General features: G+C 68.4%; 19 protein-coding genes. 10 read left to right on the top strand and 9 right to left on the bottom strand.

The window, feature by feature from the left end; genetic code table 11:
- The 3 genes from hisD to ACIGJI_RS16420 are packed head-to-tail and all read left to right on the top strand — an operon-like array spanning window position 1 to window position 2,834.
- Window positions 1-1,305, top strand: coding sequence for a histidinol dehydrogenase (gene hisD, locus ACIGJI_RS16430; protein WP_363447346.1), 1,305 nt, complete (start codon window positions 1-3; stop codon window positions 1,303-1,305).
- Window positions 1,306-1,315: 10 nt separating this feature from the next.
- Complete coding sequence (gene nrdR / locus ACIGJI_RS16425) at window positions 1,316-1,786, top strand: transcriptional regulator NrdR (RefSeq protein WP_187661782.1); 471 nt, start codon at window positions 1,316-1,318, stop codon at window positions 1,784-1,786.
- Window positions 1,787-1,796: 10 nt separating this feature from the next.
- Window positions 1,797-2,834: a quinone-dependent dihydroorotate dehydrogenase gene (locus ACIGJI_RS16420; protein WP_259954722.1), complete on the top strand. Its 1,038-nt coding sequence runs from the start codon at window positions 1,797-1,799 to the stop codon at window positions 2,832-2,834.
- On the opposite strand, the gene ACIGJI_RS16415 is transcribed toward ACIGJI_RS16420, so the two are convergent.
- Window positions 2,809-3,381, bottom strand: a complete 573-nt coding sequence (locus tag ACIGJI_RS16415) for a DUF3043 domain-containing protein (RefSeq protein WP_259954721.1) — start codon at window positions 3,379-3,381, stop codon at window positions 2,809-2,811. The genes ACIGJI_RS16420 and ACIGJI_RS16415 overlap by 26 nt on opposite strands.
- 45 nt (window positions 3,382-3,426) lie before the next feature.
- Between ACIGJI_RS16415 and ACIGJI_RS16410 the strand changes: the two genes are divergently transcribed.
- The 5 genes from ACIGJI_RS16410 (at window position 3,427) to ACIGJI_RS16390 (ending at window position 8,470) form a co-directional block, all read left to right on the top strand.
- Entirely contained in the window at window positions 3,427-4,830 is a 1,404-nt protein-coding gene (locus ACIGJI_RS16410) for a dipeptidase (RefSeq protein WP_187661780.1), read from the top strand.
- Between the two features lie 66 nt (window positions 4,831-4,896).
- Window positions 4,897-5,259, top strand: a complete 363-nt coding sequence (gene erpA / locus ACIGJI_RS16405) for an iron-sulfur cluster insertion protein ErpA (RefSeq protein ID WP_187661779.1) — start codon at window positions 4,897-4,899, stop codon at window positions 5,257-5,259.
- Window positions 5,260-5,398: 139 nt separating this feature from the next.
- Entirely contained in the window at window positions 5,399-6,295 is an 897-nt protein-coding gene (coxB, locus tag ACIGJI_RS16400; protein ID WP_187661778.1) for a cytochrome c oxidase subunit II, read from the top strand.
- A 3-nt stretch (window positions 6,296-6,298) separates the two neighbouring features.
- On the top strand, window positions 6,299-8,032 hold the full coding sequence (ctaD, locus tag ACIGJI_RS16395; RefSeq protein WP_187661777.1) for a cytochrome c oxidase subunit I: 1,734 nt from the start codon (window positions 6,299-6,301) through the stop codon (window positions 8,030-8,032).
- Between the two features lie 3 nt (window positions 8,033-8,035).
- Complete coding sequence (locus ACIGJI_RS16390; RefSeq protein WP_363447344.1) at window positions 8,036-8,470, top strand: cytochrome c oxidase subunit 4; 435 nt, start codon at window positions 8,036-8,038, stop codon at window positions 8,468-8,470.
- A gap of 64 nt (window positions 8,471-8,534) precedes the next feature.
- Here the strand turns inward: ACIGJI_RS16390 and ACIGJI_RS16385 are convergent, their stop codons facing one another.
- The 7 genes from ACIGJI_RS16385 to ACIGJI_RS16355 all read right to left on the bottom strand — a co-directional run bounded on the left by ACIGJI_RS16385 (window position 8,535) and on the right by ACIGJI_RS16355 (window position 14,222).
- Window positions 8,535-8,954 carry a rhodanese-like domain-containing protein gene (locus ACIGJI_RS16385; RefSeq protein ID WP_363447342.1) on the bottom strand — a complete coding sequence of 140 codons (420 nt, stop codon included), beginning with the start codon at window positions 8,952-8,954 and terminating at the stop codon, window positions 8,535-8,537.
- Window positions 8,955-9,031: 77 nt separating this feature from the next.
- On the bottom strand, window positions 9,032-9,559 hold the full coding sequence (locus tag ACIGJI_RS16380; RefSeq protein WP_259954720.1) for a GNAT family N-acetyltransferase: 528 nt from the start codon (window positions 9,557-9,559) through the stop codon (window positions 9,032-9,034).
- On the bottom strand, window positions 9,556-9,843 hold the full coding sequence (locus ACIGJI_RS16375) for a Rid family hydrolase (protein ID WP_363447340.1): 288 nt from the start codon (window positions 9,841-9,843) through the stop codon (window positions 9,556-9,558). Before ACIGJI_RS16375 ends, ACIGJI_RS16380 begins: the two co-directional genes overlap by 4 nt.
- Window positions 9,844-9,919: 76 nt before the next feature.
- Complete coding sequence (locus ACIGJI_RS16370) at window positions 9,920-11,734, bottom strand: cytochrome bc complex cytochrome b subunit (RefSeq protein ID WP_187661773.1); 1,815 nt, start codon at window positions 11,732-11,734, stop codon at window positions 9,920-9,922.
- The gene (locus ACIGJI_RS16365; RefSeq protein WP_315637567.1) at window positions 11,731-12,807 is read right to left on the bottom strand and encodes a Rieske (2Fe-2S) protein; all 1,077 of its coding nucleotides are present in this window, start codon (window positions 12,805-12,807) and stop codon (window positions 11,731-11,733) included. The genes ACIGJI_RS16370 and ACIGJI_RS16365 overlap by 4 nt, the downstream gene beginning before the upstream one ends.
- Before the next feature lie 36 nt (window positions 12,808-12,843).
- Window positions 12,844-13,644: a c-type cytochrome gene (locus tag ACIGJI_RS16360; protein ID WP_187661771.1), complete on the bottom strand. Its 801-nt coding sequence runs from the start codon at window positions 13,642-13,644 to the stop codon at window positions 12,844-12,846.
- 20 nt (window positions 13,645-13,664) lie between these two features.
- Window positions 13,665-14,222 carry a heme-copper oxidase subunit III gene (locus ACIGJI_RS16355; protein WP_232089243.1) on the bottom strand — a complete coding sequence of 186 codons (558 nt, stop codon included), beginning with the start codon at window positions 14,220-14,222 and terminating at the stop codon, window positions 13,665-13,667.
- A gap of 288 nt (window positions 14,223-14,510) precedes the next feature.
- Between ACIGJI_RS16355 and trpD the strand changes: the two genes are divergently transcribed.
- Window positions 14,511-15,581 (top strand): anthranilate phosphoribosyltransferase, encoded by a 1,071-nt coding sequence (gene trpD / locus ACIGJI_RS16350; RefSeq protein WP_187661770.1) that lies wholly within the window; start codon window positions 14,511-14,513, stop codon window positions 15,579-15,581.
- A 2-nt stretch (window positions 15,582-15,583) separates the two neighbouring features.
- Window positions 15,584-16,570, top strand: a complete 987-nt coding sequence (locus tag ACIGJI_RS16345) for a PHP domain-containing protein (RefSeq protein ID WP_363447337.1) — start codon at window positions 15,584-15,586, stop codon at window positions 16,568-16,570.
- Window positions 16,571-16,582: 12 nt separating this feature from the next.
- Here the strand turns inward: ACIGJI_RS16345 and ACIGJI_RS16340 are convergent, their stop codons facing one another.
- The gene (locus tag ACIGJI_RS16340) at window positions 16,583-17,533 is read right to left on the bottom strand and encodes a 5'-3' exonuclease (protein ID WP_363447335.1); all 951 of its coding nucleotides are present in this window, start codon (window positions 17,531-17,533) and stop codon (window positions 16,583-16,585) included.
- Window positions 17,534-17,549: the final 16 nt, after the last annotated feature.

Here is a 17,549-nt window from a genome sequence, read left to right as displayed (position 1 = left end):
ATGCGCACGATCGATCTGCGGGGGCGCGAGCTCTCGCCCGCTGACATGCTCGCCGCCGTCCCGCGCGCGACCCAGGCTCGGGCCGAGGCGCTCGACACCGCGGCGCGCCTCGTGGACGACGTGCGGGAACGCGGCGAGGACGCGCTGCGCGAGCAGGCGGAGCGCTTCGACCGCGTCGTCAGTCACGCGGTTCGTGTTCCGGAGTCCCACCTCGCGGAAGCCCTGTCGGATCTCACTCCCACGGTCCGCGCAGCGCTCGAGGAGGCCATCCGCCGTGTGCGTCTCGCCTCGGCCGCGCAGGTCCCCGCCCCGCAGGTGACGCGGATCGGCGAGGGAGCGACCATCACGCAGCGGTGGCAGCCGGTGTCTCGCGTCGGGGTGTACATCCCCGGGGGCAAAGCCGTCTACCCGTCCAGCGTGGTCATGAACGTCGTCCCCGCGCAGGTCGCCGGGGTGCAGCAGATCGCCCTCGCCTCGCCGCCGCAGGCGGATCAGGACGGCCGTGTCCACCCGACGATCCTCGCCGCGGCGGCGCTGCTCGGCGTCTCCGAGGTCTATGCGATGGGCGGGGCCGGAGCCATCGGAGCACTCGCCCACGGCGTCGCGAGCCTGGGACTCGATCCGGTCGACGTGGTATCCGGACCGGGCAACAACTACGTCGCGTCGGCGAAGCGTGCCGTGGCCGGGGTCGTCGGCACGGACTCCGAGGCCGGCGCGACCGAGATCCTCGTCGTCGCGGACGCCGCGTCCGACCCACGTCTCATCGCCGCCGACCTCGTCAGCCAGGCCGAGCACGACGAGCAGGCCTCGGCCGTCCTCGTGACCGACGCGGTGGAGATCGCCGAGCAGGTCAGGGCCGAGGTCGAACGGCAGGCTGCGCGCACCCGGCACAGCGAGCGCGTCGCGGCGGCGTTGTCCGGGCCGCAGTCGGCGATCGTGCTCGTGGACGACAGGGCGGCGGCGATCGCGTTCAGCAATGCCTACGCCCCGGAGCACCTGGAACTGCACCTCGCCGACGCGGAGGAGGCGGCCGCCGTCTTCACGAGCGCGGGTGCCGTGTTCGTCGGCGATCAGACGCCGGTCAGTCTCGGCGACTACATGGCCGGCAGCAACCACGTTCTGCCGACGGGCGGTCAGGCGCGCTACGCCCCGGGCCTCGGTGCGTACACGTTCCTCCGCCCGCAGCAGGTCGTGTCGTACGACCGCGGCGCCCTCGCCGCCGTCCGGGACGGCGTCGTCGCGCTGGCCGACACCGAGGTGCTCCCCGCCCACGCCGAGGCGATCGAGGCCCGTTTCACCGCGTAGGATCTGTCAGATGCACTGCCCCTTCTGCCGTCACCCCGATTCCCGGGTCATCGACTCGCGCACCAGCGACGACGGGCTCTCCATCCGTCGTCGTCGCCAGTGTCCGGAATGCGGGGGACGTTTCTCGACGACGGAGACCGCGAGCCTGAACGTCATCAAGCGCTCGGGCGTCATGGAGCCGTTCAGCAGGGAGAAGGTCATCTCCGGAGTGCGGAAGGCCTGTCAGGGGCGCCCAGTGACCGAGGCAGACCTCGCGATCCTCGCGCAGCGCGTGGAGGAGGCGGTCCGGCAGACCGGTGTCTCCCAGCTCGACACGAACGAGATCGGCCTCGCGATCCTCGGACCGCTCCGGGAGCTCGACGAGGTCGCGTTCCTCCGCTTCGCGAGCGTCTACCAGGCGTTCGACTCGCTCGAGGACTTCGAGTCCGCCATCGGCGACCTCCGGGCCGACCACGCCAAGGCGGAGGCGGCGGACCGGTAATCTGGCAGGGATGTATCCGCTGCTCTTCCGCGCCGTCCTCTCGCGCTTCGATCCCGAGTTCGCCCACCACGCCGGTATGGCGGTGATCCGCGTGCTCGGTGTGCCGCCGTTCTCGTGGGCCACGCGCGCGATGACCCGGCCCGACCCCTCCCTGCGGGTCGAGGCGCTGGGGCTGACGTTCCCTTCGCCGTTCGGCGTCGCGGCCGGGTTCGACAAGAACGCCGTCGGCGTCCGTGGCCTGGCAGCGCTCGGCTTCGGGCACGTCGAGGTCGGAACGGTCACGGCCGTCCCGCAGGAGGGCAATCCGAAGCCCCGGCTGTTCCGACTGGTCGAGGACCGCGCGGTGATCAACCGCATGGGCTTCAACAACCGTGGTGCGGATGCCGCAGCCCGTCGTCTCGCACGGCTTCGTCGTGGCGCGCCCGACACGGTGATCGGCGTCAACATCGGCAAGAGCCGTGTGGTGGACGTCGAGGACGCCGTGGCGGACTATGTCGCGTCGGCCACCCGACTGGCCCCGCTCGCCGACTACCTCGCCGTCAACGTCTCGTCGCCGAACACCCCTGGACTTCGCGGTCTGCAGGCCGTCGAGACGCTGGCGCCATTGCTGCGGGCCGTCCGCGAGGCAGCCGGGGCGACCCCGCTGCTCGTGAAGATCGCCCCCGATCTGCCGGATGACGAGATCGCCGCGATCGCGCGCCTCGCCGTCGAGGAGGGGCTCGCGGGCATCATCGCGCACAACACGACGATCAGCCGGGACGGGCTCCGCACCGATGCGGCCGCTGTCGAGGCGGCCGGCGCGGGCGGTCTCTCCGGTGCTCCGCTCAAGAAGCGGTCGCTCGAGGTCCTCCGGGTCGTCCGCACCGCGGTCCCCGAGGACTTCTGCGTGATCGCGGTGGGCGGTGTCGAGACGGCCGCGGATGTGCAGGAGCGTCTGGATGCCGGGGCCACCCTGGTCCAGGGCTACACGGCGTTCCTCTACCGCGGACCGTTCTGGGGCCGCGAGATCAACCGGGGACTGGTCAGTCCGGGTACTGCCCGCGCTTGACCTGCGGCTTCGGCAGGCGCATGAAGCGCATCTGCAGGGCGCGCATACCCGCGTACCAGCCGAGGCCCTTCTCGACGCGGTCGTTGCCGAACTTCGCGGCCGCCTTGCGCTTGACCCGCATGCCGAGGAGGATCATGCCGCCGATCGCGATGACGAGGTACGCCATCATGAACAGGTACGCGTAGAACGAGATCATCATGTTCGTCGGCAGCAGCGAGGCCAGGATGACGAGCACCATGACCCCCATGACGAACTCGGCGGGGTGCCAGCCGGCGTCCACGTAGTCGCGCACCCACCGACGCTGCGGGCCCTTGTCGCGCGCGGGGAGGTACTTCTCCTCGCCTGCGGCCATGCCCGCCTGCGCCTTCGCGCGGCGCTCGTTGAGCTCGGCGCGGGCCGCGGCCTTGGCCTCCTTGGTGTTCGCCACGAGGGGGCGGCGACGGGCGGCCTCCTGCTCGGCGCGGGTCGGCGTCGCGCGTCCCTTGCCGACGGCAGGCGTCTGGGGGGCGTCGTCGTTCGTCGAAGGGGAGGCGGGGGTAGTGGCCACGAGGTTCCTCGGTTCGCTGGGGTGGGTCGCCTTAAGATTACTCGCATGACCTCACCTGCTCTTCCCAGCGAGTCCGACGCCGCCGTCCTCGAAGCCGTCGCCACCGGTATCCCCTCCGCGCTGTCGGACCTCGGGAACCTCGTGCGCATCCCCGGCATGGCCTGGCCTGCCTTCGATCAGACGCAGCTGGAGCGCAGCGCCGACGCCGTCGCCACCCTCGCGCGTGGCACCGGCGTCTTCGACGAGGTGACCGTGCTCCGTGCCGACATCCCCGGCACCGACGAGCAGGGTCAGCCCGCGGTGCTCGCGACGCGCGCGGCCCGGAATGGCAAGCCGACGATCCTCCTCTACGCCCACCACGACGTGCAGCCTCCGGGGGACGACGCCCTGTGGGAGACGCCGCCGTTCGAGCCCACCGTGCGGGACGGCCGCCTGTACGGCCGCGGCGCCGCAGACGACAAGGCGGGGATCATGGCGCACATCGGGGCGATCCGCGCGGTCGCGGAGGTGCTCGGCGACGACCTCGACCTCGGCATCGCGATGTTCGTCGAGGGGGAGGAGGAGTACGGTTCGCGGTCCTTCGCCCAGTTCCTCTCCGACAACAAGGACGCGCTCCGCGCCGACGCGATCGTGGTCGCGGACTCCGGCAACTGGGACTCGGTCACGCCCGGCCTGACCGTCTCGCTCCGTGGCAACGCGCGCTTCACCATGAAGGTGCGCACGCTCGACCACGCCTCGCACTCCGGGATGTTCGGCGGAGCGGTGCCCGATGCCATGATGGCGACCGTGCGGCTCCTCGCCACACTGTGGCACGAGGACGGCTCCGTCGCCGTCGAGGGGATGACGGCGCGGGACGCCGAGACCCCCGAGTACACCGAGGAGACGCTGCGCGACGAGGCCGGGCTCCTGCCGGGGACCACGCCCATCGGTGACGGCACGATCCTCAGCCGCATCTGGAACAAGCCCTCCGTCACGGTCATCGGCATCGATGCGACGAGCGTCGCCGCGGCTTCGAACACCCTGCTCCCTGAGGTGACCGTGGTCATCAGCGCGCGTGTGGCCCCCGGACAGTCCGGCCAGGACGCGTACGAGGCTCTCGAGCGTCACCTCCGCGCACACGCGCCCTTCGGTGCCGAGCTGACCTTCTCCGACGTGGACCTCGGCAACCCTTTCCTCGTGGACACGAGCGGGTGGGCCGTCGCGCTCACCAGGGATGCCATGCGGGACGGGTACGGTGTGCCCCCGGTGGATCTCGGTGTCGGCGGGTCGATCCCGTTCATCGCGGATCTCGTGCGGGAGTTCCCCGAGGCGCAGATCCTCGTCACCGGCGTGGAGGATCCGCACTCCCGCGCGCACAGCCCCAACGAGTCGCTGCATCTGGACACCTTCCGGCACGCCGTGGCGACCGAGGCGCTGCTGCTCGCCCGTATGAACGCGCGTGAGATCTGAGCCTTCCGTCCCCACCGGCGGTAGAATCGTCGAAGAGCCCGTACCCGGCCCGTCATGAGGAGCGACATGAGCGACACCATCCTGTCCGCAGAGACCACCAGCGCACACGGCGTCAAGCTGACGGACGCCGCCGCCACGAAGGTGAAGAACCTCCTGGAGCAGGAGGGCCGCGACGACCTGCGTCTGCGCGTCGCCGTGCAGCCCGGCGGCTGCTCGGGCCTGATCTACCAGCTCTACTTCGACGAGCGTTTCCTCGAGGGGGACGAGACGGTCGACTTCGACGGCGTCGAGGTCATCGTCGACAACATGAGCGTTCCCTACCTCGACGGCGCCTCGATCGACTTCAAAGACACCATCTCGGAGCAGGGCTTCACGATCGACAACCCGAACGCGGCGGGCAGCTGCGCCTGCGGCGACAGCTTCCACTGACACGTTCTTCCCGCGAACGGCCGTCGTCACCTCGCGTGACGGCGGCCGTTCCGCTTCTCAACCTGCATGGTTGGCATGAATCAGGTGTGAGGTTGCTCTAGACTTGAACATGCCTTGTCCGCGATCTGAAAGGTGCATCGTGCCCTCGAAACGCCGCCTTCGTTGGGCCGCACTCCCTGTGGGAGTTGTGGCAGCTGTGGCTCTGGCGGGATGTACTCCCACCGAGCTGAACGGCTTTCTTCCGGGCTTCGTGGACGGTGGTCCGGCAGCAACCAACCAGACGGAGCGCGTCTCGTCCCTCTGGGTGAACTCCTGGATCGTTCTCCTCGCGGTCGGCGTCGTCACCTGGAGCCTCATGGCCTGGGCTGCGATCGCGTACCGCCGGCGCAAGGGCCAGACCGGCCTCCCGGTGCAGATGCGCTACAACATGCCGATCGAGATCTTCTACACGATCGTGCCGCTCATCCTCGTGCTCGGCATGTTCTTCTTCACGGCTCGCGATCAGACCGAGATCGAGACGAAGTGGGATGACCCCGACGTCGAGATCACCGCGATCGCCAAGCAGTGGGCATGGGACTTCCAGTACAACGGTGAGACCGAAGAGGACACCGTCTGGACGATGGGCATCCAGGCCCAGCCGGACGCGGCAGGCAACATCGACCAGTCCGAGCTGCCGACGCTGGTGCTCCCGGTCGACCAGAAGGTCACGATCAACCTCCAGTCGCGCGATGTCATCCACTCCTTCTGGATCATCGACTTCCTCTACAAGAAGGACATGTTCATCGGGAAGGACAACTCCTGGTCCTTCATCCCCACCCGCGAGGGCGAGTACGCCGGCAAGTGCGCCGAGCTCTGCGGCGAGTACCACTCGATGATGCTCTTCAACGTGAAGGTCGTCTCGCAGGACGAGTACGACGCCTACCTCGAGTCCCTCGAGGAAGAGGGCAACACCGGGGACATCACCGACGCGTACGACCGTCTCTCGAACCTCCCCGGCACCTCCGGGAAGACCGAAACCGAGGAAGGAGAGGAGTAAGCCATGTCGACCACTGAAGCTCCTCGCACCGACGAGGCACCCCGCTCCCGTCCCACCACCCTGCCCGCGCGTCAGGCCGCTCTGATGAGCTCCTCGCGTGTGGAGCAGAAGGGCAACATCGTCGTCAAGTGGATCACCTCCACCGACCACAAGACGATCGGGTACATGTACCTCATCGCCTCGGTGATGTTCTTCCTCCTCGGTGGCGTGATGGCGCTTGTCATCCGTGCTGAGCTGTTCGCTCCGGGGATGCAGATCGTCCCGACGAAGGAGCAGTACAACCAGCTGTTCACGATGCACGGCACGATCATGCTGCTGATGTTCGCGACGCCGCTGTTCGCCGGCTTCGCCAACGCGATCCTGCCGCTGCAGATCGGTGCTCCGGACGTCGCCTTCCCGCGTCTGAACGCCTTCGCGTTCTGGCTGTTCCTGTTCGGCTCGACCATCGCGGTCGCCGGCTTCCTCACCCCGCAGGGTGCGGCCTCGTTCGGGTGGTTCGCCTATCAGCCGTTGGCCAACGCGTCGTTCTCGCCAGGAGCGGGCGGAAACCTGTGGATGCTCGGTCTCGGCATCTCGGGCTTCGGCACGATCCTCGGTGCAGTGAACTTCATCACGACGATCATCACGATGCGCGCGCCCGGCATGACGATGTGGCGCATGCCGATCTTCAGCTGGAACACGCTCATCACCAGCCTGCTGATCCTGATGGCCTTCCCGGTCCTGGCCGCGGCGATCTTCGCCGCCGCCGCCGACCGTGTGCTCGGTGCCCACATCTACGATCCGCAGAACGGCGGAGTCCTGCTCTGGCAGCACCTGTTCTGGTTCTTCGGCCACCCCGAGGTCTACATCATCGCGCTGCCGTTCTTCGGCATCGTCTCGGAGATCTTCCCGGTGTTCAGCCGCAAGCCGATCTTCGGATACAAGACCCTCGTCTACGCGACGATCGCCATCGCCGCGCTGTCCGTGGCCGTGTGGGCGCACCACATGTACGTCACCGGCTCGGTGCTCCTGCCGTTCTTCGCCCTGATGACGATGCTCATCGCGGTGCCGACGGGTGTGAAGATCTTCAACTGGATCGGCACGCTCTGGCGAGGTTCGGTGACTTTCGAGACGCCGATGGTGTTCGCACTGGGCTTCCTCGTCTCGTTCGTCTTCGGTGGTCTCACCGGTGTGATCCTCGCGGCCCCGCCGCTCGACTTCCACCTCAGCGACTCGTACTTCGTCGTGGCGCACTTCCACTACGTGGTGTTCGGCACGGTGGTGTTCGCCATGTTCGCCGGCTTCTACTTCTGGTGGCCGAAGTGGACGGGCCGCATGCTCAACGAGCGCCTCGGCTACGTGCACTTCTGGATGCTGTTCGTGGGCTTCCACATGACCTTCCTCATCCAGCACTGGCTCGGTGTCGACGGCATGGTCCGGCGCTACGCGGATTACTCCGCGGCGGACGGTTGGACCTGGCAGAACCAGGTCTCCACGATCGGCGCGATCATCCTGGGTGCCTCGATGCTGCCGTTCTTCCTGAACGTCTGGATCACGGCACGCAAGGCGCCCAAGGTCACGGTGAACGACCCGTGGGGTTACGGCGCCTCGCTCGAGTGGGCCACCTCGTGCCCGCCGCCGCGGCACAACTTCACGTCGATCCCGCGCATCCGCAGCGAGCGTCCGGCCTTCGACCTGAACCACCCGGAGGCCGCGGAGTTCGCGACCACCGCACCCGGCGAGCGAGAGGGCCACTGAGTCATGCGCGACAACGTCATCATCTGGTGGGTCCTGACCGCGTTCTTCGCCCTCGTCGGCGTCGTCTACACCGGCTGGAACATCCTGGCTCACCCCGGCCTTCCGCTCGTGAACCAGATCGAGTGGGTCGGCACGGTCGCCCTGTTCTTCTCGGCCTTCATGGGCGCCATGGTCGCGTTCTACCTGGACCGGACGCACAAGGCGCAGAACGGCGAGCTGCCTGAGGACATCGTCACGTCGGACATCGACGACGGCGACCCCGAGCTCGGCGAGTTCAGCCCGTGGTCCTGGTGGCCGCTGGTCCTCGCGGCATCGGCCGGCGTGTTCGTCGTGGGCCTCGCGGTCGGGCACTTCCTCCTCCCGATCGGTCTGGCCATCTTCGTGGTCGCCATCGTCGGCTGGGTCTACGAGTACTACCGCGGCAACTTCGCCCGCTGAGTCCCCGCACACGAAGGAAGGCCCCCGGATCACTCCGGGGGCCTTCCTCGTTTGGGTGCCGTGGTCAAGCCCGGGTACGGATCCGGGGGATGCCGGTGAGCGGGTCGATCGGGCGATGGTGCACGCCGTCGGCGTCTTCGACGGGGTACCCCTCGCGGACCCAGTACTCGAAGCCGCCGATCATCTCGCGCACGCGATAGCCGAGGCGCGCGAACTCGAGCGCACCGCGCACACCACCGTTGCACCCCGGGCTCCAGCAGTACACGACCACGTCGGCGTCGCGGGGGATCTCTCGCGGCGCCCTGTCCGCGATCTCGCTGTGGTACATGTGGACGGCTCCGGCGACGCGTCCTTGAGCCCATGCTTCGGTCGAGCGCACGTCGACCACGACGAGGGGGCGGCCAGCGGCGCGATCAGCATGGACGTCGCTCGGGTCGGTCTCATAGGCGAGGCGGGCAGCGAAGTAGTCGGCACGGTCGATCATGAGTTCAGATTACGGAACGTGGGCGTCGCACGGATGAGTGTTCCCGTCGCGCATCGCACGAATCCTGCCGATCCTCCTCATAGCGGTGCGGTCATCTGGATCCGTCGGCCGTGGACGGAGAGGTTCAGCCGTTCTTCGACGCCGACGAGCGCGCGCAGGAAGTCGGTGTCCGGCGCGGACTCCTCGAAGCCGCACCGGGCGTAGAAGGGGGCGTTCCACGGCACGTCCGCGTAGGTGCGCAAGGTGAGGCGCCGATGGCCTCGACGTCGCGCCTCCTCCTGAGCGGCCACCACCAGCGCGCGTCCGACGCCGCGGCGGGCGTGCTCCGGGCGCACGGAGAGCTGCTCCAGGTGCGCCTCCCCGTCCACCTCGAGGACGTGCGCGAAGCCGACGGGCGTCGCGGGATCGCCGGCATGCTCGTCGGCGGGGGAGGGGAGAGCCGCCACAAGGACGAACCCCGGGGCATCCTGGCGTTCCTCGTTCGAGGTGGGGGGTGGCCACGACCGCGCCCCGAAACGCTCGATCAGGATGAGGTCGGCGGCGCGCTCGAGTTCTTCGAGAACGACGTGGTCGGCGGCGGTCGCGAACCGGATGAGTGGCCTCATCGGGCGGTGACGAGCTCGCGCTGCGCGGAGGAGGCCACCAGGACCCGCGTGCTGATGACATCCATCAGGGTGGCGCCGGCGGCCTGGAGAGCCTGCTCCACGGTCTCCACGCACCGCGCGGCCCGCGCTGCGTCGTCGCCCGGAGCCGTGGCCGTGCCGTCGTCCTCGAGGGGGCAGGCTCCGGCGAGGAGGACGAGACGGGCGTCCGCGGGTACGGTCGCTGCATAGGCGTCAAGGGCATCGGCGAACTGAGGTGCGCGGAGCAGACGGACGACGGATGACATGGTTCGATCCTCTCATCGGGGGAGAACGACGAAGGCCCCGTCCGAGCGGACGGGGCCTTCACGAGGGCGGTGACGATTACTCGTCGTCCTCCGACTTCTTCTTCCGAGGCTTCTTGACCGGCTCGGTGGAGATCACCGTGCTGGGCGTGTTCGGAGTCTCGTCGACGTGCGTCTCGTCGACCGTGAGCGGGGCGTCCGGGAAGCCGGCACGCTCGTGAGCGCCCTGGATCTCGGCGACCTCGGCCGCCTCATTGCCCTCGGTGACGTGGTGCTGGTGAGCGTCCGCGGCGTCGATCTCGGCCTGCGTGAGCGGGGCGAGGCGATCCTCGAAGAACCAACGCGACATCGCCGAGCGGAGGTTCTCCGTCCACGGGATGCGGCCCTTCGCGTTCGGACGGACGACGAGCGGCTCGTAACCGTCGATGTCGATGAGCTTCCAGCGGTCGTACTTGTCGACCGGCTGGTGCACCTCGATGAACTCGCCGCCGGGGAGACGCACGATGCGGCCCGACTCGAAGCCGTGCAGGACGATCTCGCGGTCCTTCTTCTGGAGCGCGATGCAGATGCGCTTCGTGACGAAGTAGCCGATGATCGGGCCGAGGAACAGCAGCGCCTGCAGCGTGTGGATCACGCCCTCCATGGTGAGCATGAAGTGCGTCGCGATGAGGTCGGAAGAGGCCGCCGCCCACAGGACCGCGTAGAAGATGACGCCGGCGACGCCGATCGCGGTGCGGGTGGCCGCGTTGCGCGGGCGCTGGGCGATGTGGTGCTCACGCTTGTCACCGGTGACCCACGCCTCGATGAAGGGGTAGATCGCGACGATGACGATGAACAGGCCGAGCACGGCGACCGGGGCCAGGATGCCGAACGACCAGGTGTGGTCGAGGAACACGATGTCCCAGTTCGACGGCGCCAGACGGAGCGCGCCGTCTGCGAAGCCGATGTACCAGTCGGGCTGCGTACCCGCCGAGACGGGGGAGGGGTCGTACGGTCCGTAGTTCCAGATCGGGTTGATCTGGAAGAACGTCGCGATCAGCACGATGGTGCCGAAGACGATGAACAGGTAGCCGCCCATCTTGGACATGTAGACCGGCATCATCGGGTAGCCCACGACGTTGTCGTTCGTCCGGCCGGGGCCGGCGAACTGCGTGTGCTTGTTGATGATCATGAGCATCAGGTGCACGGCGATGAAGGCGATGACCAGCATCGGCAGCAGCAGGATGTGCAGCGTGTACAGGCGTCCGACGATGTCGGTACCGGGGAACTCGCCGCCGAAGAGGAGGAACGAGGTCCAGGTGCCGATCAGCGGGAGACCCTTGATCATGCCGTCGATGATCCGGAGGCCGTTACCCGAGAGCAGGTCGTCGGGGAGCGAGTAGCCGGTGAAGCCCTCCGCCATCGCGAGGATGAACAGCACGAAGCCGATCACCCAGTTGAGCTCGCGCGGCTTGCGGAACGCACCCGTGAAGAACACGCGGAGCATGTGCACACCGATGCCGGCGATGAACACCAGCGCGGCCCAGTGGTGGATCTGGCGGACCAGCAGACCGCCGCGGAGGTCGAACGAGATGTGCAGCGTCGACTCGAGGGCCGACGACATCGCGATGCCGCGCATGGGGGCGTACGCGCCGGTGTAGTGGGTCTCCACCATGGAGGCCTGGAAGAAGAACGTCAGGAAGGTTCCGGACAGGAACACGACGACGAAGCTCCAGAGCGCGATCTCACCGAGCATGAACGACCAGTGGTCGGGGAAGATCTTGCGACCGAGCTCCTTGACGAAGCCCGAGAGGCTGGTGCGCTCATCGATGTAATTCGACGCGGCGCCGACGAAACGGCCGCCGAGAGGCGCCTTGGTGTCCTTCTCGTCCTTGGACAGCGTTGCGGTGCTCAATGGCGCTCCCAGAAGCTCGGGCCGACGGGTTCGGTGAAGTCGCTGCGTGCGATGAGGTAGCCCTCGTCGTCCACGGTGATGGGCAGCTGGGGCAGCGGCCGGGCGGCCGGGCCGAAGATGACCTTCGCGTGGTCCGTGACGTCGAACTGCGACTGGTGGCACGGGCACAGCAGGTGGTGGGTCTGCTGCTCGTACAGCGCGACGGGGCAGCCGACGTGCGTGCAGACCTTGGAGTAGGCGACGATGCCGTCGTAGGACCAGTCCTTGCGGTCCTCGGCCTCGATGAGCTGCTCGGGGCGGAGGCGCATCATCAGCACGATGGCCTTGGCCTTCTCCTCGAGGTAGCCCTCGTCGTGCCCGAGCTCCGCGAGGTCCTCGGGGATGACGTGGAAGGCGGAGCCGAGCGTCACGTCCGCTGCGCGGATGGGGGTGCCGTCCGGGTCGCGCACCAGGCGCATGCCCTCGTCCCACATCGTGTGCTTCAGCAGCGCGACCGGGTCGCCCGCGGTGGGGTCGTCCGGCGTCGAGTGCGGAGCGAGGCCGCGGAACAGCGTCACGCCGGGGATGATCGACGCCACGATCGCGGCGAACAGCGAGTTGCGGATCATCGTGCGGCGTCCGAACCCGGACTCCTCGTTCGCGTCGGAGAACGCCTTGATGGCGGCCTCACGCGTGGAGTCCTTGCCCCGGGTGGGGTGGCGGTGCTCGATGAACTCCTTGTCGGACATCAGCGCCTTGGACCAGTGGATGGCACCGATTCCGAGGGCCAGCAGCGCGAGGGCGATGCCGAGGCCGATGAAGAGGTTGTTCTGACGGATGTCGATGAGCGCGCCGCTCTCGATCGGGAACAGCATGTAGGCGGCGACCGCCCAGATGCTCCCGGCGAGGGACAGGTAGAACAGCGTGTAGACGGTGCGGACCGCGGTCTTCTCGGCGCGCGGGTCCTTGTCGGTCATCCGCTCACGGTGCGGCGGAAGACCCGGGTTCTGCACGGGATCGCTGACTGCGACACCCAGCCCCGGAGAGGGCTGGTAGGCCCTGTCAAGAGCCTGCGAGTCGTCGTCGTGTGCCATGGTGCTCCTCGTACGTTCCTCTTCGATGAATAAGCGTCAGTTGGACTTCGCCGTGATCCACACGGTGATGGCGACCAGAGCGCCGATACCGAAGATCCACACGAACAGGCCCTCGGAGACCGGTCCGAGCGAGCCGAGGGAGAAGCCGCCGATCTGGACGGACTGCTGCTGGAAGAGCAGAGCCGAGATGATGTCGCGCTTGTCCTCGTCGGACAGGTTCATGTCGCCGAAGACCGGCATGTTCTGCGGGCCGGTGACCATGGCGGCGTAGATGTGCAGCGCGCTGGTCTCGGTGATCGCCGGAGCGTACTTGCCCTCGGTCAGTGCGCCACCGGCGGCGGCCACGTTGTGGCACATCGCGCAGTTGACGCGGAAGAGCTCGGCGCCGTGCGCCACGTCGCCCTCGCCGTCGAGGATCTTCTCGGAGGGGAACTCCGGTCCGGGGGCCTCGGACTGCACGTAGGCCGCCATCGCGAGGATCTGCTCCTCGGTGAACTGCGGCTCCTTCTGGGGGGCCTGCGGTCCCTGCATCTGCAGCGGCATGCGGCCGGTCGACACCTGGAACTCGACCGCGAGCTCGCCGACGCCGTAGAGGCTCGGGCCGTTGGGGGTGCCCTCCAGGTCGAGGCCGTGGCAGGTGGCGCAGTTGGCCGTGAACAGCTTCTCGCCGTCCTCGACCGTCAGCTGCGTCGATGCCGTGGGCGCGTCGTTGGCGGCGAATGCCGCGGTCGCACCCGCGTACACAGCGCCGGTGATCATGAGGCCTGCTCCGATGAGCGCGGCCGCCGCCAGTGGGCTGCGACGACCGCTCGAACGGCGCTTCTTCTCTCGTGCCATCTCGGGGATCAGCTCCGCTCTTATTTCAGGAAGTAGATAACGAAGAACAGCACGATCCAGACGACGTCGACGAAGTGCCAGTAGTAGGACACCACGATCGAGGAGGTCGCCTCCTTGTGCCGGAAGTTCTTGACGGCGTACGCGCGGCCGATCACCAGGAGGAACGCGACGAGTCCGCCGGTGACGTGGAGGGCGTGGAAGCCGGTGGTCAGGTAGAAGGCCGAGGCGTAGGCGTCAGCCTGGATGGGCATGCCCTCCGCGACCAGCTGTGCGTACTCCCAGACCTGGCCGGAGACGAAGATCGCGCCCAGGGCGAAGGTGAGGAAGAACCACTCGACCATGCCCCAGCCGAACAGGCGACGGCGGCCGGCGCCGTTCTTCTGTCCCTTGCCGATCTTGTACGGCTGCAGGTCCTCCGCCGCGAACACGCCCATCTGGCAGGTGAACGAGGAGAGCACGAGGATCGCCGTGTTCACTGCCGCGAAGGGGACGTTCAGGAGCTCGGTACGGTCGGCCCACAGCTCGGGTGAGGTGCTGCGGAGGGTGAAGTAGATCGCGAAGAGTCCCGCGAAGAACATCACCTCGCTGCCGAGCCACACAATGGTGCCGACAGCTACCGGGTTGGGCCGCTTGATGGTTCTCGCCGCCGGGGCATACGTCGCTGAGGTCGTCACCCCTCCATTATGGCCGATCCGCGAGCGTGATTCTTGCACCCCCGGCCCTCGATTCGCCCGTCGGCGACTTAGGGGACCCTAAGAAAACACTGCGAATACCCGGTGAATACGCGGGAAACGCCGCACGTTCGGTGTCTGCGCGCCCGCTCGGATCGCACTGCACGTTTTCTCCGCGCCGATAGGATCGCACACATGGCTGATTCCCTGACCTGGTCCGACGTGCTCACCTCTCTCCTGGAGCGTCGCGACCTCAGCGTCTGGGAGTCCACCTGGGCCATGCGGCAGATCATGCAGGGTGGGGTCTCCGAGGCGCAGCTCGCGGGGTTCCTCGTGGCGCTGCGCGCGAAGGGCGAGACGATCGATGAGATCGTCGGCTTCCGTGACGCCATCCTCGAAGCGGCCGTGCCGCTTCCGGTCTCCCCGAATGTGCTGGACATCGTCGGCACGGGTGGGGACCGCGTGGGTACGGTGAACGTCTCGACGACGGCGGCCGTGATCATCGGCGCGACAGGCATCCCGGTGGTCAAGCACGGGAATCGGGCGGCGAGTTCCGCGTCCGGCTCCTCCGACGTCCTCGGTGCGCTCGGCCTCGAGCTCTCGCTCGACCCGGCGGCCGTCGCCTCGATCCTCGACCGGACAGGCATCACCTTCGCCTGGGCCGGGGCCTTCCATCCCGGGTTCAAGCACGCGGGTGCCGTCCGGTCGCAGCTCGGCGTGCCGACCGTGTTCAACATGCTCGGTCCGCTGTGCAACCCGGCGCGCGCGGAGGCGAACGCGGTCGGCGTGGCACAGATGGAGCGGGTGCCGCTGATCACCGGCGTCTTCCGCACGCGGGGGGCCACGGCGCTGGTGTTCCGCGGCGACGACGGCCTGGACGAGCTGACGACCACAGGGCACAGCAGGATCTGGGAGGTCACCCGCGGGGACATCCATGAACACGATCTCGACCCGCGCGACCTGGGCATCCCCCTCGCCGACCTGTCCGACCTCATCGGCGGGTCTCCCGCCCACAACGCGGACGTGCTCCGGCGGACGCTCGCGGGGGAGCAGGGGCCCGTCCGGGACATCGTGCTCCTGAACGCCGCCGCCGGGATCGTCGCCTTCGAGCTCTCCCAGGACGCGACCCAGGTGCAGCGGCCGATCCTCGAGCGCCTCCGCGACGGGCTCGCCCGTGCATCCGCCGCCGTGGACGACGGGAGCGCACTGGCCAAGCTCGACCAGTGGATCGGCGTGAGCCGCGAGCTGGCGGCCCCTCAGGAGTGACCATGGATCCGGTCGACGCGCTGCTCGAGATCGCCTCGCTGCTGGAGCGGGAGCGGGCGTCGCGCTACCGGGCCAAGGCCTTCCGTCAGGCAGCCGCGACATTCCAGGACCTCCCTGCCGATGTGCAGGATGACCCGACGCGTCTTCGGGCGGCCAAGGGCATCGGCGAGTCGACCTTCGCCGTCATCCGGCAGGCTCAGGCCGGCGACGTGCCGGAGTATCTGATCGAACTGCGCGGGGACGTCGAGCCTGAGCGGGTGTCTGCGCTCCGTGGAAAGCTGCGCGGGGACCTGCACGCTCACACCGAGTGGTCAGACGGGACGACCTCCATCGAGGTGATGGCCGCCGCAGCCCGCGCGCAGGGGCACGAGTACCAGGCCATCACGGATCATTCGCCGCGCCTCCGCGTGGCCCGAGGTCTCTCGGTGGAACGGCTGCGTGAGCAGATCCCGCAGGTGCGGGCGCAGTCGGGGGACGGATTCACGTTGCTCGCCGGCATCGAGGTGGACATCCTCGAAGACGGCGCCCTCGATCAGGACGACGCCGTGCTCGCTGAGCTGGATGTGGTCGTCGCCTCCGTGCACTCGAAGCTGCGCATGGACGGCCGGGCGATGACGAAGCGGATGATCGCCGCGGTGTCGCATCCGCGGGTGAACGTCCTCGGGCATTGCACGGGTCGTCTCGTGCAGGGGGACCGTGGCACGCGCCCGCCTTCGGCCTTCGACGCCGCCGCCGTCTTCGCGGCCTGTGCGGAGAACGGGGTCGCCGTGGAGATCAACTCCCGTCCCGAGCGTCAGGATCCGCCGGACGAGCTCATCGCGATCGCGCTCGACGCCGGTTGCCTGTTCTCCATCGATTCCGACGCACACGCCCCCGGCCAGTTGTCGCTCCTGGACCACGGAGCCGAGCGGGCGGAGCGTGCCGGGGTGCCGGCGTCACGCATCGTCACCACGTGGGGCCTGTCGCGTCTGCTCGCCTGGGTGGAGTGAGGGACGCCCTCGTCAGGCGTCCGCGATCGCCTTCGCCGCCTCGGTGACCGCGGTGACGGCGCGGGTCATGGAGCTGCCGAGATTCCAGCGCTCGGCGAGGGCCGTGGCCGCCTCGGCCTCGTCCGGCGTGAGGGCATGCAGGGCGACACCCGGGGCGGTGATCGGGAGCGACGTGGCGACGGCGACGACGGTCGGAGCGACGTCCAGGTAGGCCTGCGCGTCGAGGATCTTCGCGCGGATGCCCGCGCTCATGCCCTCACCCGCGTCCGCGGCCTCGCGGATACCGAGCAGATCGCCGTGCTTCTGCAGGAGCGTGGCGGCCGTCTTCTCGCCGATGCCGGCGACACCGGGGAGCCCATCCGACGCGTCCCCGCGCATCGTCGCGAAGTCCGCGTACTGCGTCGGCAGGACACCGTACTTCGTGACGACCGTCGCGTCCGTGACGAGTTCGAGATTGCTCATGCCGCGGGCCGTGTAGATCACCCGGACGTCCCGGGCATCGTCGACGAGCTGGAAGAGGTCGCGATCGCCGGTCACGATGTCGACCGGCATCGTCGCGTTCGTCGCGAGGGTGCCGATCACATCGTCCGCCTCATGCTCGGCGACGCCGACGATGGGGATGCCGATGGCGGCGAGCGTCTCCCGGATCAAGGGGATCTGCGCCTCCAGCGGGTCGGGGACCTCCTCGACGTCCGGCGCACCGGTGACGACCTCGACCACGCGGTGCGTCTTGTAGCTGGGGATGAGGTCGACCCTCCACTGCGGACGCCAGTCGTCATCCCAGCACGCCACGACGTGGGTCGGCTGGTAGGTCGTCACCAGCTTGGCGATCATGTCCAGCAGGCCGCGTGCGGCGTTGATCGGGGACCCGTCCGGGGCTGTGACCTTGTCGGGCACCCCGTAGAACGCGCGGAAGTAGAGGCTGGCGGTGTCGAGCAGCATGAGGCGTTCGGCGCGGGTCATGGATTCAGGGTAGAGC

Origin of the sequence: Microbacterium sp. NPDC064978 (genome assembly GCF_044543605.1) — a bacterium.
Lineage (GTDB): Bacteria > Actinomycetota > Actinomycetes > Actinomycetales > Microbacteriaceae > Microbacterium > Microbacterium meiriae.
This window is presented reverse-complemented; position numbering and strand designations above follow the sequence as displayed.

Coding starts and splice junctions, on each gene's coding strand:
- hisD (WP_363447346.1), top strand. CDS start 1: ATGCGCACGATCGATCTGCGGGGGCGCGAGCTCTCGCCCGCTGACATG.
- nrdR (WP_187661782.1), top strand. CDS start 1,316: ATGCACTGCCCCTTCTGCCGTCACCCCGATTCCCGGGTCATCGACTCG.
- ACIGJI_RS16420 (WP_259954722.1), top strand. CDS start 1,797: ATGTATCCGCTGCTCTTCCGCGCCGTCCTCTCGCGCTTCGATCCCGAG.
- ACIGJI_RS16410 (WP_187661780.1), top strand. CDS start 3,427: ATGACCTCACCTGCTCTTCCCAGCGAGTCCGACGCCGCCGTCCTCGAA.
- erpA (WP_187661779.1), top strand. CDS start 4,897: ATGAGCGACACCATCCTGTCCGCAGAGACCACCAGCGCACACGGCGTC.
- ctaD (WP_187661777.1), top strand. CDS start 6,299: ATGTCGACCACTGAAGCTCCTCGCACCGACGAGGCACCCCGCTCCCGT.
- ACIGJI_RS16390 (WP_363447344.1), top strand. CDS start 8,036: ATGCGCGACAACGTCATCATCTGGTGGGTCCTGACCGCGTTCTTCGCC.
- ACIGJI_RS16385 (WP_363447342.1), bottom strand. CDS start 8,954: ATGATCGACCGTGCCGACTACTTCGCTGCCCGCCTCGCCTATGAGACC.
- ACIGJI_RS16380 (WP_259954720.1), bottom strand. CDS start 9,559: ATGAGGCCACTCATCCGGTTCGCGACCGCCGCCGACCACGTCGTTCTC.
- ACIGJI_RS16375 (WP_363447340.1), bottom strand. CDS start 9,843: ATGTCATCCGTCGTCCGTCTGCTCCGCGCACCTCAGTTCGCCGATGCC.
- ACIGJI_RS16365 (WP_315637567.1), bottom strand. CDS start 12,807: ATGGCACACGACGACGACTCGCAGGCTCTTGACAGGGCCTACCAGCCC.
- ACIGJI_RS16360 (WP_187661771.1), bottom strand. CDS start 13,644: ATGGCACGAGAGAAGAAGCGCCGTTCGAGCGGTCGTCGCAGCCCACTG.
- ACIGJI_RS16355 (WP_232089243.1), bottom strand. CDS start 14,222: ATGTTCTTCGCGGGACTCTTCGCGATCTACTTCACCCTCCGCAGCACC.
- trpD (WP_187661770.1), top strand. CDS start 14,511: ATGGCTGATTCCCTGACCTGGTCCGACGTGCTCACCTCTCTCCTGGAG.
- ACIGJI_RS16345 (WP_363447337.1), top strand. CDS start 15,584: ATGGATCCGGTCGACGCGCTGCTCGAGATCGCCTCGCTGCTGGAGCGG.
- ACIGJI_RS16340 (WP_363447335.1), bottom strand. CDS start 17,533: ATGACCCGCGCCGAACGCCTCATGCTGCTCGACACCGCCAGCCTCTAC.